Source organism: Flavobacterium sandaracinum, from assembly GCF_004349135.1.
Lineage (GTDB): Bacteria > Bacteroidota > Bacteroidia > Flavobacteriales > Flavobacteriaceae > Flavobacterium > Flavobacterium sandaracinum.
Map to the genome: position 1 here is coordinate 92,449 of NZ_SMFN01000013.1, position 14,675 is coordinate 107,123.

18 protein-coding genes, 1 tRNA gene and 1 pseudogene are annotated in these 14,675 nt (G+C 34.5%); 17 read left to right on the forward strand and 3 right to left on the reverse strand.

Annotated elements, in window-relative coordinates; translation table 11 throughout:
- Positions 1-3: 3 nt before the first annotated feature.
- A complete protein-coding gene (locus E0F91_RS11780) occupies positions 4-549 on the reverse strand; it encodes a hypothetical protein (protein ID WP_132066697.1) in 546 nt (181 codons plus the stop codon).
- A gap of 90 nt (positions 550-639) precedes the next feature.
- Here E0F91_RS11780 and E0F91_RS11785 point away from each other — a divergent pair, with 90 nt between their 5' ends.
- The 6 genes and pseudogenes from E0F91_RS11785 (at position 640) to E0F91_RS11810 (ending at position 4,876) form a co-directional block, all read left to right on the forward strand.
- Positions 640-885, forward strand: a complete 246-nt coding sequence (locus E0F91_RS11785) for a hypothetical protein (protein ID WP_132066698.1) — start codon at positions 640-642, stop codon at positions 883-885.
- A gap of 172 nt (positions 886-1,057) precedes the next feature.
- Positions 1,058-1,498: a KTSC domain-containing protein gene (locus tag E0F91_RS11790; protein ID WP_132066699.1), complete on the forward strand. Its 441-nt coding sequence runs from the start codon at positions 1,058-1,060 to the stop codon at positions 1,496-1,498.
- Between the two features lie 356 nt (positions 1,499-1,854).
- Positions 1,855-2,613 (forward strand): DUF4369 domain-containing protein, encoded by a 759-nt coding sequence (locus tag E0F91_RS11795; protein WP_132066700.1) that lies wholly within the window; start codon positions 1,855-1,857, stop codon positions 2,611-2,613.
- 18 nt (positions 2,614-2,631) lie between these two features.
- Positions 2,632-3,018 (forward strand): annotated as a pseudogene (locus tag E0F91_RS18220) (TlpA family protein disulfide reductase); the annotation flags it as partial.
- Positions 3,019-3,192: 174 nt separating this feature from the next.
- Positions 3,193-3,276, forward strand: a tRNA-Tyr gene (locus tag E0F91_RS11805).
- A gap of 289 nt (positions 3,277-3,565) precedes the next feature.
- The gene (locus E0F91_RS11810; protein ID WP_113637343.1) at positions 3,566-4,876 is read left to right on the forward strand and encodes a site-specific integrase; all 1,311 of its coding nucleotides are present in this window, start codon (positions 3,566-3,568) and stop codon (positions 4,874-4,876) included.
- Positions 4,877-5,224: 348 nt separating this feature from the next.
- On the opposite strand, the gene E0F91_RS11820 is transcribed toward E0F91_RS11810, so the two are convergent.
- Positions 5,225-5,503: a MerR family transcriptional regulator gene (locus tag E0F91_RS11820; RefSeq protein WP_113637347.1), complete on the reverse strand. Its 279-nt coding sequence runs from the start codon at positions 5,501-5,503 to the stop codon at positions 5,225-5,227.
- 562 nt (positions 5,504-6,065) lie between these two features.
- Here E0F91_RS11820 and E0F91_RS11825 point away from each other — a divergent pair.
- Both E0F91_RS11825 and E0F91_RS11830 read left to right on the forward strand, forming a co-directional pair.
- On the forward strand, positions 6,066-6,629 hold the full coding sequence (locus E0F91_RS11825) for a helix-turn-helix domain-containing protein (protein ID WP_243698892.1): 564 nt from the start codon (positions 6,066-6,068) through the stop codon (positions 6,627-6,629).
- The gene (locus tag E0F91_RS11830; RefSeq protein ID WP_131910563.1) at positions 6,626-7,768 is read left to right on the forward strand and encodes a tyrosine-type recombinase/integrase; all 1,143 of its coding nucleotides are present in this window, start codon (positions 6,626-6,628) and stop codon (positions 7,766-7,768) included. The genes E0F91_RS11825 and E0F91_RS11830 overlap by 4 nt, the downstream gene beginning before the upstream one ends.
- Before the next feature lie 456 nt (positions 7,769-8,224).
- Here E0F91_RS11830 and E0F91_RS18105 read toward each other — a convergent pair whose 3' ends face one another.
- Positions 8,225-8,359, reverse strand: coding sequence for a hypothetical protein (locus E0F91_RS18105; protein ID WP_262709549.1), 135 nt, complete (start codon positions 8,357-8,359; stop codon positions 8,225-8,227).
- Positions 8,360-8,574: 215 nt separating this feature from the next.
- Between E0F91_RS18105 and E0F91_RS11835 the strand changes: the two genes are divergently transcribed.
- From E0F91_RS11835 to E0F91_RS11875, 9 genes are all read left to right on the forward strand, one after another.
- A complete protein-coding gene (locus E0F91_RS11835; RefSeq protein ID WP_131910562.1) occupies positions 8,575-8,967 on the forward strand; it encodes a single-stranded DNA-binding protein in 393 nt (130 codons plus the stop codon).
- A 44-nt stretch (positions 8,968-9,011) separates the two neighbouring features.
- Positions 9,012-10,085, forward strand: coding sequence for a DUF932 domain-containing protein (locus tag E0F91_RS11840; protein ID WP_131910561.1), 1,074 nt, complete (start codon positions 9,012-9,014; stop codon positions 10,083-10,085).
- Positions 10,086-10,135: 50 nt separating this feature from the next.
- Positions 10,136-10,330, forward strand: a complete 195-nt coding sequence (locus tag E0F91_RS11845; protein WP_131910560.1) for a hypothetical protein — start codon at positions 10,136-10,138, stop codon at positions 10,328-10,330.
- Positions 10,331-10,341: 11 nt separating this feature from the next.
- On the forward strand, positions 10,342-10,950 hold the full coding sequence (locus E0F91_RS11850) for a PRTRC system protein E (protein WP_131910559.1): 609 nt from the start codon (positions 10,342-10,344) through the stop codon (positions 10,948-10,950).
- A gap of 17 nt (positions 10,951-10,967) precedes the next feature.
- On the forward strand, positions 10,968-11,186 hold the full coding sequence (locus E0F91_RS11855; RefSeq protein ID WP_131910558.1) for a PRTRC system protein C: 219 nt from the start codon (positions 10,968-10,970) through the stop codon (positions 11,184-11,186).
- 16 nt (positions 11,187-11,202) lie between these two features.
- Positions 11,203-12,378 carry a hypothetical protein gene (locus E0F91_RS11860; protein WP_131910557.1) on the forward strand — a complete coding sequence of 392 codons (1,176 nt, stop codon included), beginning with the start codon at positions 11,203-11,205 and terminating at the stop codon, positions 12,376-12,378.
- The gene (locus E0F91_RS11865; RefSeq protein ID WP_131910556.1) at positions 12,375-13,097 is read left to right on the forward strand and encodes a PRTRC system protein B; all 723 of its coding nucleotides are present in this window, start codon (positions 12,375-12,377) and stop codon (positions 13,095-13,097) included. Before E0F91_RS11860 ends, E0F91_RS11865 begins: the two co-directional genes overlap by 4 nt.
- Positions 13,097-13,894, forward strand: coding sequence for a PRTRC system ThiF family protein (locus E0F91_RS11870; protein WP_131910555.1), 798 nt, complete (start codon positions 13,097-13,099; stop codon positions 13,892-13,894). The genes E0F91_RS11865 and E0F91_RS11870 overlap by 1 nt, the downstream gene beginning before the upstream one ends.
- 438 nt (positions 13,895-14,332) lie before the next feature.
- Positions 14,333-14,581 carry a hypothetical protein gene (locus E0F91_RS11875; protein ID WP_243698893.1) on the forward strand — a complete coding sequence of 83 codons (249 nt, stop codon included), beginning with the start codon at positions 14,333-14,335 and terminating at the stop codon, positions 14,579-14,581.
- The last annotated feature ends 94 nt before the right edge of the window (positions 14,582-14,675 follow it).

A 14,675-nucleotide genomic window follows, 5' to 3' on the forward strand; every position in this document is an offset into this window, starting at 1 on the left:
ACATCAGTGAAATTCTTTTTTTATTTCTTCTAATGTTTTAGTAGTAAAGAGAAGTTCATTGATGATTTGTTGTCTCAAAAGATCAATATCATCACAATCAAAATATCGAGCCCATGAGGTTAAAGTAAGTAAATTTCGAACTTGTTTGATCCGCTTGGAAGTTTCAAAACTAGTTCGTAAAATTGCTTTTTTATCATAAACTGGATTGTTTTTATGCTGATAATTAACGGTTTTATTTGAGAAATTTACCTCCAAATAATAGAGCTCTTCTACAGCATTATCTGGATAAAAGTGGTCCCAAGAAGCGAAACCCAATTTAATTTTAGAAAGAGTTGGGGGTTCTAAAGGTTCTAGACGCCATTTACTGTTTGCTAATCGTCCCCAGTGATTAGATAGACGATACATTCCTAAATTTGTATAATAATATTTGCTTCCCGATTTACTATCGTACTGGATTTTCATGCCATTGACAGTATCAACAGGTATTTCACTAAATACACAAAAAGTATTTTTGAAAGAATTTGGGTTAGGGCGAAAAAAATTTTCCATCAAGCAAAGATAATCAGAAAGCGCAAATCGTAGCAAGACAAACTATAATTGATTAACTTTGCAAAAAAGATTTATTTTAAAAATACTATTATGACTAAAGCTTCTGAAGAAAGAATGTTGCAAAAAGGGGTTTACACCGGAATCATGGAAAAAGATGAAAATAACAACTTTTTTTGTGGACAATATCTTTTAGATTATCAAATGGCTACAAAATATGCGGTAGGAGATTTGATAACTATAAAATCCATCATCGAAAATCCTAGCGATATCAGCCACAACAAATATCCAAAAAAATCAAAAAATTTCGATAAAGCAAATAATAAGCCACAACAGTAGCTTATTAAAGAGTTTTAATTCTTTTTAATCATACTTTTAAAAAATACTTTTTTTTAAAATTTATTGGTCATAACTAATAAAATAAAAAAAAGTGTACCTTTGCAAAAAATTTGTCGATTTTGAAATCAAATTATATTGATTTTATAGTAAAAGACAAGTAGTTACCTTATTTATGAAAAAAATAGTTGAATACCGCAAACTGCTAAATGTAGACAAAACTGCAGAGCTAAAAGATTTAAAAACGATTTATCGTAATGCGATGAAAGAAGCGCATCCTGATAAATTTCAAGGCGATGAAGCTGGATTGAAAGCTGCTGAAGAAAATAGTAAAAAAATCATTGAAGCTTACCATTTCTTGGTTAGTATCAATCCTGAAACTTTAAAAGCAAACTTACCAGAATACACTGAAACAATAGCAACAGCTACAATTTCTGACTATAAGTTTGTTGAAGGAAGATTAATAATTAATTTCTCAAACGGTAGCGTTTATGAATACATCAGTGTTCCTAAAGCAACTTATGTAAAAATGGTCAACGCTGATTCTCCTGGAAGATTTGCAAAAAGACACATTCTGAATTCGTTTACTTGGAGAAAAACAATCAATCAAGATTAATTTTTTTAGATAAAATTATAAAGCATCCTCAAAAAGGGTGCTTTTTTTGCTTTTAAAACACTTTTTTTTCTTTTACTATCACTTTTTTAAAGGATCTTTAATTCAAATAACAACAATAGAGAATCATTTTCATTTTTAAACATTTTTAATGTTGCTTCAAAAAAAATACTTCTTACTATTGCTTGCGTTGTAATTGTTATTATTAACAACGAACAGCATCTAAAACTGGCTAATCAATTCATTCTAAACGATACATAAATAATTATAAATTATAACAAAAATTTAGGTTCTAAAATGAATTATATTTTATATTTTTTAAATACTTTTGCAGACTTAACTCAATTAACTAATTAATAATGAAAAAAATAATTCTATTACTTTCGGCAGCTGTTGTTTTAATATCTTGTAGCAAAGTTGGCAAAGACGAGTACATCATTACAGGAACTGCAACAGGAATTGAAAATGGTAAAACAATTATCTTAGAAACACAAGATGCAACGGGAATGATGTTACCAAAAGATACTGTAAAAGTTGAAAATGGGAAATTTGAAATGAAAGGAACAATAACTGAACCTTCATTTTACACGATTCAATTAGAAGGAGCACAAGCTAAAATACCTTTTATACTTGAAAATGGCGAAGTAACTATTGCTATTAATAAAGATAGTATTCAAAAATCGAAAGTATCAGGAACTTACAATAATGATGAGTATGTAACTTTCAATGAGGAAATCACTAAAGTTCAAAAGAAACTAATGGATTTTCAAAATAAAAATATGGAAGCTATGAATGCTGCGCAACAAACTAAAGATACTGTTGTTATCAATAGTTTGATGAAAGAATTTGCAAAAATTCAAGAAGAAGTTGGTGTTGCTTCAAAAGCAAAATATGTTTCTTACGCCGAAACACATCCAAAATCATTTATTTCTGCTTTAATCATTCAAGGAATGTTAAATGATCCAACTGCTGATGTTGCAAAATCTGAAAAATTATACAACGGGTTAGAAGAATCATTGAAAAAAACTAAACCAGGTATAGCAATAAAAACTAAACTAGCTGAAATCAAAGCACCTGCGGCTGTTGGAGCAACTGCCCCAACAACGGACGGTAAATGAAGAGCCGATTTTTCCGCTCCTAATCCAGAAGGAAAAATAACATCTTTAAAAGAAAGTTTAGGTAAAGTAACAATAATTGATTTCTGGGCATCTTGGTGTGGTCCATGCCGTCAAGAAAACCCCAATGTTGTAGCAATTTACAAGGAATTTCACAGCAAAGGACTCAACATTATTGGTGTTTCTTTAGATAAAGATGCCAAGGCTTGGAAAGAAGCCATTGCAAAAGATAAATTAACTTGGACCCAAGTTTCAAATTTAAAATTTTGGGATGAACCTATTGCAGCACAATACAAAGTGGAATCTATTCCTGCTACGTTTATTTTAGATGCATCAGGACATGTAGTCGCAAAAGATTTAAGAGGTGATGCGCTTCGAGCAAAAATAGTAGAACTTTTAGCAAAATAAACAACTTCTTTGATAGAAAATAAAAAAATCTCCCTAGTGGAGATTTTTTTATTTTATTCAATACCAATACATTAAAAATAATACTGAAATTAAGTGCAAATTTAGTTTGGAAACTTCAAAACTGTTTCTATATTTGCACCCGGTTAGCACAATAAGCAATGCTTGTTGAGACTTGGGGAGATACTCAAGCGGCCAACGAGGGCAGACTGTAAATCTGCTGTGTAAACTTCGCAGGTTCGAATCCTGCTCTCCCCACCAAAAGGGTAAAAGAAGCAAAAAGGCAACTTTTTCAATCTTTTCAAAAACCCGCAAAAAACGTGGTAAAACCTGCAAATCCAAGGATTCGCAGGTTTTTTTATTTTAAAGCACTTTTCAATATTTATAAAAACGCTCAAAGTTTCTATGGCAAAATCGTGGCACATTACCGTGTTCACAAAATGTGCCACAGAATACCACTTAAACACTAGTAAATACAGAGGTTAACGAGGTTAACGACTTGTTTTTTTGATGCTATAATTCTACATTTATTAATCTAAAAAGTTGAATTATGTTAGAGAGCAGCTTTGGGTTGGTTTTCTTTTTGAAAATCCCCCGCAATGAAAGTAAAATTAGAACAGTTTATCTTAGAATAACTGTAGATGGAATCCCTAAGGAAACATCCACCAAACGAAAATGGGACAGCGCCCGCTGGGACCAGAAAACCGAAAGGGCTATCGGCACCAAAGAAGATGCGAGATCCCTTAACTTTTTTCTGGATTCACTGATTTTAAAAATCAATGAATACAAGACCGACATCATGTACAGCGGAAAACCAATAACTTCCCAAAAGATCATGGATTACATATTAGGAAACGTTACTCCAAGGGTTAAAGTACTGGAAGAATTTCAAAAACATAATGATGAAATGACTGCCTTACTGGGAAAAGGATATGCTAAAGGAACTCTTGATCGTTTTACTATTACGATAAATCATTTAAGGTCATTTATTAGATTTAAATTTAATGCTGATGATATTGAATTTACAGATCTAAATCTTGAATTTATTAAGGACTTTGAGTTTTACCTGAGAACAGTTCGAAATTGCAGCAACAATACCACGCTTAAATACATTGCTAATTTCAAAAAAATTGTCATTCGTGCAATCGATAAGGAAGTCATCCTAAAAGACCCTTTTAAAAACTTTAAAAGCCGAAAAACCAAAATAGTTAAGAAACCTCTTTCCACACAAGAACTGTATGAATTGGAACGGCATTATTTTACCACAGAAAGACTTAATGTTGTCAGAGATGTATTTGTATTCCAATGTTACACGGGATTGGCTTATATCGACGCATATCAATTAAAAAAAACCGATATCAAAGATGGTATTGACGGGAATTCTTGGATAATGTCTGAAAGACAAAAAACGGGTTCTCCTACCAATGTCCCACTATTGCCTCAAGCACTCAAAATAATTAAAAAATATAAAGAACACCCTCTGTGCTTACAGCGTGGCACAGTTTTACCAGTTTCTTCCAACCAGAAAATGAACGAGTATCTTAAAGAGATTGCGACTCTATGCGGTTTTCCCTTCACATTAAATACACATATGGCACGTCGAACCTTTGGAAGTACAGTTACATTAAACAATAATGTCCCCATTAATGTAGTTAAAGAAATGCTAGGCCATGCGTCTGTTAAACAGACGGAAGCCTATGCCATTACAGAACAGGCAACCATTGGACGCGAAATGTCACTGCTCAATAAAAGACTGTCTAAAACGTCCTTTAAGATGTCCAAAGTAGATCTGGCTGTACTTTCAAGATTAGAAAAAGATATAAAAACAATTAAGGAAAAATACAATATACCCTCATCTTAATTCATATTTGGAAAAAAAATAAATAGTAAAACAAAGAGGTTATCTCACTAGTTATGAGATAACCTTTTTTCATGTAATTCAACTTCACTCCTATAGTCTGGATGGTATGAGGGGCTGTACTTGAAATATCCAAAATCTTGAAGCTGTTTAAAGTATTTATGGTATGTTGGCAGTGTATTTATGTGCGACAATGCCATTATTTTACTACGACTAACTTTGATTCTCTGCCATTGTCTCTGCCTGTAACCTAAATTTAGAATTGCCGCTAAAATGGCCAGATGCCAAACATTAAGCCTTGGATCGTCCATACAAATGGATAAATAGTTCATGATTTGGTCTTCACTTGGTTTATTTGTCTGATTCATCATTAAAAAGTTTCTGAAGATCTTCTTTATTGTAATAATACGAGCCCAGAACTTTTTTAAATCGGACTTTCTGTGTCACTCTGAGATTCTGCACTGAACCTGCAGAGATATCCAGCAGCTTTTTGACAGCCTTACTTTTGAGCCATTCTGGCTGTACTAATTCCGTTTGCGTAGGAGTGGTCTCTTGAACTATAATGCGCATTTTATCTAATAATTGCAGACCAAACTGCCTTAAATCTTCTTTTGTTATAATTTCTTCCATAACATTTTTTTAAAAATTTGACTGTTGCATATTTTCATTTACCAAAAAATAAATTCTGCTTTTTTGATTTCTTTTTTTTAATCGGTACAACTACTAAATTATTAGAATGATACAGAAATAATCAATCTTCGGCTTTAAAAGGAGATTCTTGGCTATGATTGTCTGTTCATCAACTCTTGGCAATTAATCTATAGTAAAGGCTACTTCAAAAATACTTTCAAAAACGAGCCTTAAGCAAACGAATCATCCTCGGGTTGAAGAAAACCTTCAGCGATAGTATTTTGTAATTTTTGCCGAGAGTTTTTTTGCAATTTTCTGTATTGGCAAATAACAGGACAAAATAACGCAAAACAAAACAAAGAATCCCAGTTAAAATGTTATAAAATAACATTTTAACTGGGATTTATCTTTCTGTTTATTTAGTTTTATTTACAGAGAGTTTGTTCTTTTTTGTACCATTATTGTACCACTTAAAAAAAAATCCAACTTGGGAATTTTTTAGGCGAAATTATGACACAATTAGAGACGCTTAGACACAATGGGACACAAAATTAGTCATATTATGAGTTCTAAAATTGAGGTTATCAGAATTTGCGAGTACTGCAAAAAGCAGTTCACAGCCAGAACAACGCGTACAAGATATTGTTCACACATTTGCAACAGCAGAGGATATAAATCAATCGTGCGCAACGGAAAACTAGAAAAAAGCAATAGCGAAACAGTTCAGCTATTAAACACAGATTTGGAAAAAATAAAGCCGCTAGAGTTTCTAAAAATTACTCAGGCAAGCCTTCTTTTTGGAATCAGCCGGAGTACTATTTATAGGTTAATTAACAATGGACATTTGGACATTGGAAAGTTCGGCAAAAGAACAGTTATCCGACGATGCGATCTTGAATCTTTTTTTGCTATTCCCATACAGGATGTAACCTTGAGTACTGGTCACCAATTTCCTGGATTTGACAATTGCTATACAATAACAGAAATTCAACAGAAGTACAATATTTCTTCAGGGGCACTCTATCTTTTGATTCAGCGACAGGGCATAGTTAAATATTCCGTTGGAAAATTTAACTATGTAGCCAAACAGGATATTGATATAATTTTTAATGACGTGAGAAGATGAAAAATGTAAATGTTACGCTAAGAAAGAGAAAGCTGCCTAGTGGAAAGATCACATTATATCTTGATTTTTTTCCCGCAGTCTATAACCCTAAAATCCGTGAATTCTCACGAAGAGAATATTTAGGCTTATATCTCGTTTCAAATCCCAAAAGCAATATGGATAGAGAAATGAATTTAGAGAATCTGTGCAAGGCTGAAATTATATGTGCAAATAGGCTAAATGAACTGAACAAGTTGCAAATCTATACTCCGTTCGAGCAGGAGCGTCTTCGTCTGATTGAGATTGGTGAAAAATCATTTCTTCAGTTTTTAAAAGAGACAGCAGAAAGTAAAATTGGAATTAACAGTGATATCTGGAAGTACGCGATTATTCACTTTGAGATGTTCCTTAAGAATGAGGATATAATAATGCGGGAAATAGACGTAACCGTTATAGAAGATTTTAGAGAATATATCTTGAACGCAAAAAGTCTACGGAGAAAAAACCAGTTCTTAGCCCAAAACACTGCCCTATCTTATTTTAACAAGATCAAAGCAACTCTTAAAAAAGCGTACAAAAAAGGATTATTGCAAACAGATGTTAATGCAATGGTTGAAAGTATCAAGGAACAGGAGTCTCAAAGAAATTTCTTAACAATGGAAGAAGCTTCAAGGTTGTTCAGTACGCCGTGTAAAAAAGATATTGTCAAGCGCGTCAGTATGTTTTCTCTACTAACAGGAATGCGATATTCTGATATTTCTAAACTTACATGGGATGAAGTACAGTACAGTAAAAATGAAGGATATTATATACGATTTAAGCATCAGAAAACTAACAGACCATCAACCAATCCCATTTCCGAGGAAGCACTTGAATTCCTAGGAGAAAAAAGAGTGGATCAAGGCAAAATCTTTTTAGATTTAAAGAAATGGGATTTTGATCGCTTGATACCTATTTGGGTTAAAGATGCAGGTATTGAAAAACATATAACATTTCACTGCTTTCGCCATACGTATGCAACATTACAAATGGCAGCAGGGACAGATATTTTTACTGTATCTAAAATGCTGGGACACAAAAATATAAAGACAACGCAGATATATACAAAAATAATTGACGAGAAAAAGCGCGAAACAATAAATAAAATATCATTTAAGTAAAAATTTTAATACTGAATAAATCAAGAACATTAATGTTTTATTTTTACTTTATAGCTACCATTTCAAACTCTTTAAACTTCGAAAACAGATGATTTTATATTGTAGAATTTTTAGAAAATGGAAAAAGCCTTTACTTAAACCATTTGATATTTAGAATAACAATGATTGTAAGCAGAACTTAACGGTTCTGCTTTTTTTATGCCCACACTTTTTATCCCCAAAGCACATTTATTTCCTTTACTCACCCCCTTCGCATAAAAGAGCTTTGGTTGGATATACTGAAAAACATATTCAAAAATTTAGAAAAAACCCTAGTCAAAATTTTCCAATATCTTTTTAGTGGCTTTCATAGCCACCAACACTTAAACATAGTTAAAAATTCTGCCAGATAAATGCTGGTTTTGTAATTACATAGACCATTTCTTAATGCCTTTTCCATTGGCTTCCACAAGGTTTTTATTCAATAGCCAGTATGCTGTTTTGTCCCATTTCAAGAGCAAAGGTATTTCCGTGTTCTTTACGCAACATCAAGGTCAAGCCCTGCGGGTTTGCCAAAAAATCTCCACCCATTCGGGTCGTATTTTTTGTCAAAACCTTGCTGCTGCTAAACACGAACCTTTTATGCTCGTGAAACGAAACAAAGCATACTCCGGCTCTTTAGACGAATAAAAAAAATGTCAGAAACGAAAATATACAGCATTAGAAATGGTAAAAGAGAAACGAAACTTCAGAACCTCCTCTCATTACCGAATAAATTAAAAAAAATAAAATCAGTACAAATTTAATAACTCAAAAAAGTAGAAATCATGAACATCACAGGACGATTGACGAGAGATGCGGAAGTACGCACAACGTCACAGCAAAAACAAGTAGTAAACTTTTCAGTAGCAATCAACGACAGCTACCGTAACAAACAGGGCGAACGCATAGACCAGACGACCTATTTCGACTGCTCCTATTGGATAAGCCCAAACGTAGCCTTGCTACTCACAAAAGGCACTTTGGTAGAACTATCGGGAAGAGTAAGTACAAGAGCGTGGACAGGTAATGACGGAGAATTAAGAGCAGGACTGAATTTTCATACCTCACAAATCAAACTACACGGAGGCAGTAGAAAGACTGATACCGTACAAGCTACTGTGCAAACTGAAAGTAACAAAACTACAAAACAAGGTACGGAAAACGACCTCCCATTTTAACAACGAGTATTTAATCATTTTTCAAACTATAAATTTTAAGCATTATGGCACATAATATCAATTTCAACGAGAGAACAGGACGTTATTCATTCTTTAGCGTTCAACAAAAAGCGTGGCACGGTTTAGGGCAAATCGTAGAGCAGTACCCAACGAGCGAGGAAGCTATAAAACATGCAGGGTTAGATTACGAAGTTGTAAAAAGACCTTTATATACTAATGGCTCAGGAATTATTCAAATAACCGAGGGTATTGTTATGCAAGATACTGAAATTGAAGTTCCTAACTATTTTGCCAACATCCGTAACGATAACAACGCAGTATTGGGCGTGGTGGGTAAAGATTACCACATCGTACAAAACCGTGAAGCATTCAATTTCTTTGATGCTATTGTAGGAGGTGGCGAGGGTATTCTGTATGAAACCGCAGGAGCGTTAGGCAACGGAGAGCGCATATTTATCACAGCCAAATTGCCCGACTATATCCGTGTAGGTAATGGCGATGATGTAACAGAAAAGTACATTTTCTTAACTACTTCGCACGATGGTAGCGGAAGTATCACAGCCGCATTTACACCTGTTAGAATAGTTTGCCAAAATACGTTGAATGCTTCGCTACGTAGTATGACCAATGTAGTTCGTATAAAACATACTTCGGGAGCAAAACAACGTATCGAAAACGCCCATAAAATTATGGGACTAGCGAACACTTTGAGCAACCAATTAGAGAATATTTTTAATGAGTGGGCAAGCGTAAAAGTTACAGACCGAGAAGTAAGAAAGCTAATCCAATTGGCACTTTGCCCGAATAAAGAAACGCTTGAGTTAATTAAAGAAGGTGCAGAAGATGAAATTTCAACCTTATTTAAAAACACCGTTGACGATGCTTTTTCTTACGCAATGATGAGCGACACGCAACAAATGGACACTACAAAAGGAACATTGTTCGGAGCATACAATGCCGTTACAGGATACTATCAGAATGTACGCAATTACAAAAATGATGAAGCCAAGTTGCAGAGTATTGTATTGGGTGGAACAGCTCAACTCAAATCTCAAAAAGCATTTGAATTGTGTACCGCCTTTGCATTGGACGGTGCGGAAATCTTAAACCTCAATTAAATAACTATAGGCTACCGCCTTAAGCGGTGGTAGCCTACCATAAAACAGCTATGAACGTAACAGACATAAATGGTTGCCAAATCGAAGTAACAGATTTAAAGGAAGCTATAAAAATAGCAAGGCGATACAAAGAATATAACCACCAGGACAGCAATTTTTCGGAGTTTGACAAAAGACAAATAACCTATTGGTCAGATATGTACGAAAAACTAAGAGCAATCAATACGCAATTAACAACATCTTAAATTTTATAGCAATGAATACTAATTTTTTCAATCAGATAGCACAGTTGGACTTTACAGGAGTATTACAACTGAATATTTCAAAAGGAGCAGAAAATAACCTAATTGTTTCGGTTATCCTCAACAACGAACAATGCGGAGATAACGCCAAAAATCTAATTCCGCCATTGACATTTAATGCAACGCCCCAAGAGTTTGACGATGGATTTTTTGAGCAAATTACCGCACCTATCCAAACCGTTTCGGGTTTAATGGTGGATATGGAGAAATTTCTAAAACAAATGGAAGAAGTCAGAAAACAATCGGCTATGGAGAAAGAAAAAGCCGATAAACAGAAGAAAGAACAAGAAGCCAAAGACAAGAAATTTAAAGATGCAATGGCAAAGGCGGAAGAACTAGAAAAAGAAGGCAAATTCCGTGAAGCATGGATGAAAGTACCCGAGATAACAGAGTTTCCCGAAAAAGCGGACGAGATACGCAAACGTAAAAACGCATTGTCTGAAAAGTTTGTAACACCGAGCCTTTTTGGAGCAATGGAAGAAGTAAAACCCGAACTGCACCAAGAGGAAGAAGTTACAGTAAATTATCCTACCGATGAAACGGACGAAGAACAAGAATATTAATCCAAAAAATCAGAGTTATGTTAGTAGCAACGCAATTAAAGCGAGTTTTTATACTCAAAGATAAAGGACAGGACATTAGACTAACCGAACCCGAACCACGTTGGAGCGTGGAAGCCGTAATGAATTTTTACGCCAATTTGTACCCGATACTTACAACGGCAAAAGTATCTGCTCCGCAAATAAAAGACGATGCAATTGAGTACAAATTTGAAAGCGTAATGGGTACAAAAGGTTAAACCAAAAATCAAAACGATGAATTATGCAACCACATATCCTATCGGGAATTATCAGCATACCCGAACAGAAAAGACAACGGCAATTGCACCGACAATTCGGCGAGTTCGCACAATGGATGCAAAGACCAAAAGATGCAAACCAAGTACAAAAAGACAAGCGGAAAGCCGTACCAATAGCAATGTTGCCAATGGTTTTCTAAAGTGTATATTCCTGCCTAAACTGAAAACGCAACAATCCTTACAGGCTTGTAAAGAAATAGCAAAAACAGAGAGGGATTTTTATCAATCCCTTTCCAAACTTGCCGAGCAATATGGCATAGAACCAATGCAAACACAAATTTATGGCTATCCCTACAATATAGCGTTGGCGATGTGGGATATAGAAACCAAGTTAAAACGCACCCATTTAAATTGGAATAGTTTGAGATTGGTACAGGACAGTAAGAAAACATTTTTTGTAAGTGAGGAACGATACGATACAAGAACGACCTTGTATTATATTCCTATCGTTCCGCTCTTTAAAATGCTCAACGACAAAAGGCGTAAAAAGACTGCTCAATTATTGGTTTCCGTATGCAGTTATCTGTATCACATTGTTGGTATTCCGTATTACAGACAAGAAAATAGTTATCTGTATTGGATGTATGAGATGATGACCGATTGGGTGGAACAGGACAATGAAACGGACGAAACGGAGAAATATAAAAGTGAGTTAAGGCAAGCCGAACAAATTGGCGACAAAATAGAACAGAAAATATTCAACCGTATCAATTTACAACTATTTGAAGAGCGTTTAAAAAACTTCAAAAAACTTGATGAATTTGACCAAGAATGTTGGCAAGTAGCTTGTAAAGTTTTTGAACTTTTTACGGAATATCCAATAACAAGTATTTTTAAAAATGCACCCATTTCCGAACAAGACTCTTACGACAATGATTACGACAATGAAATCCTTGGAATGGAAAAGTACATTTCATTTGTAGCAGATACCAAAGGTTGGCTGTATGAACGTCTTTCGGATAGCATTAACAATGAATTTAATGAGTATGGAGCAATGGCAGAACCAACAATTAGCAAACACTTTGACGGAAGCGAGAAAACATATACTAACCTTGATTTTGAAAACCGCTTGTTTCCGATACTAAATGATTTATGCGGTTTATTAGATGAATATAAAACAGCAGAAAAATGAATAATACAAACGACATAACCGAGAATTTTGGCACATTATACCACCCGAAATCTGCTTTGGTTTTTTATGAAACCAAAGGTATAAATACAGATATGTATGTAGAGCATTTCGATATGGACAAGAACGGTAATCCAATTAATGCGCATCCATTGACTGTAAAAGAAGCCAATCTATTGGCAAAATCATTACAGACGGATGAAGAAAAAAATAAAGCTTTTTTAAAACCAAAAGGGATTTTACCAACCAACATTTTACAAATCAACCCGAGCGAAAAGGGTACGGTACTTTGGTACACCAAATCACAGCAAAGACAACTGTATTTTGTAGATGGTTTGGGCATTCCTAATGGAAAAGCACAAGTACCGCCAATGCTTTGGTTTGCTAATAAAAATAGCCTGGCAGTATTTGCTTTGTCAAGCGATAGAAGACCGACACAAAAAACGCTTTTGCATTACGCACCATTTTTCAATGTGTATGAAAACGGAAATGTATGTATGGGAACGGTAACTATTGATATTCAAAATTCGGCTACGGTGGAGGAATTTATACAGGCTTGGGAAAGTTATTTTTTTAATAGTTATTTCAGTCACTTATTAGGCGAATACAATCCAGTAAAAGGAAATTGTGTAACTATGTGGAAAGACCTAATTGGTACAGACAACCCCTTTCCAAAAGAAGTATTGAAACCAAATAACAAAACACTTAAAAATCTATTGTGATGAAAACGAAAATACATTTTACAGATATTGATTTAATTAATCCGACCAATCCGATTTTAGTAAATTTAATTGGTGCAGGTGGAACAGGTTCAAAGGTTTTGACTGCCTTGATGGAAATGAACCACAGTTTAATTGAGTTGGGACACGCAGGACTACAAATCCGCCTTTGGGATGATGATGTAATTACCCAAGCAAATTTAGGCAGACAGCGTTTTGCAGAATGTGAAATTGGATTGTACAAATCCGTTGCATTAATTAACAGAGCCAACCGATTTTCGGGGACAAATTGGAAATCGGAAACGGCAAAATTCGAAAAAGACTATTTGGATAAATTACCCGAAAAAGCTGGTTCAAGTATTTATATTTCTTGTGTGGACAGCGTAAAAGCAAGATTTGAGATTGCAGACATTTTAAAAATTTTAAACAACGGTAAAGCCTATTCAAATCGCCCACGGTATTGGTTGGATTTTGGCAATAGCCAACATACAGGACAAGTTTTACTATCTACAATAGGAAATATCCAACAACCCAATTCAGAGAGATTCGAAACGGTGGCAAGCCTGCCATTGGTTACCGATGAATTTGGCGAACTTTTAAAACAGTCTGAAGAGCAGGACGACACGCCAAGTTGCAGTTTAGCTGAAGCATTGGAAAAACAGGATTTATTTATTAATTCGTCATTGGCGCAAATGGGTTGTTCTTTGCTTTGGAACTTATTTCGTTATGGAATGACGGAATACAGAGGATTTTTTCATAATCTGAAAGACTTCCGCACCCACCCGGTAAAAGTCCCCTGACCCGAAAAATCGGGTGGCAAAAATGCAATTCCTCACTATGGTCGGAAACGCATTTTTGCATCTAATAAGGTGCAACCACTTTGTCAAAAATCTTCCATTTCATTCTTTCATTTCCCTATTTTCGCCAAACAAGTTGCGAGATATTTTCGTGGGATATTCAGTATCCCATTATTGATTTTAACGGACTTCTTTTCTTTTCACATCTGCGACCAAAGAAAAGATTCTGTGTTATAAACCAAATATATTTTTTAAAAATGATAGAAATTTAATACTATCTCTTCTCTAATTCTCGCTATATATTATTTAAAAATAACAGTTGATGTTCTAATTCTTTATTACTGTGTGAAATTGAGCATAAATTTATACATTTGCCAAATGAAAAATTTATCATTCATATTAGCATTAATGGTCTTGGTCTTATCGATCTTGCCAGGCTTTATGGAAGATAAATGCTTTGACGTCATACATCAAACAACAAATAATCAGGAAGAAGATAGCGACGGTTGCGGTATGGAATGTTGCTCGCCTTTTTCTAAATGCAATACCTGTACTGGATTTGTAATTACTTCTTTTTATGCTTTAACATCCAATTATGTCCAACAACCTAAAAAGAAATTAGGTGTAATAACTGCGTCAGCTGTTTCAGACTTCTTCTCTTCCATTTGGCAACCGCCTAAGATTAATTAATGTTTTTAGTGTCTTCGGCACAATAACAAATTGCGGTGCTACAAACCGTCAATTCTTATTTTTCAAACATTAATAATTTTTCATATAATGAAAA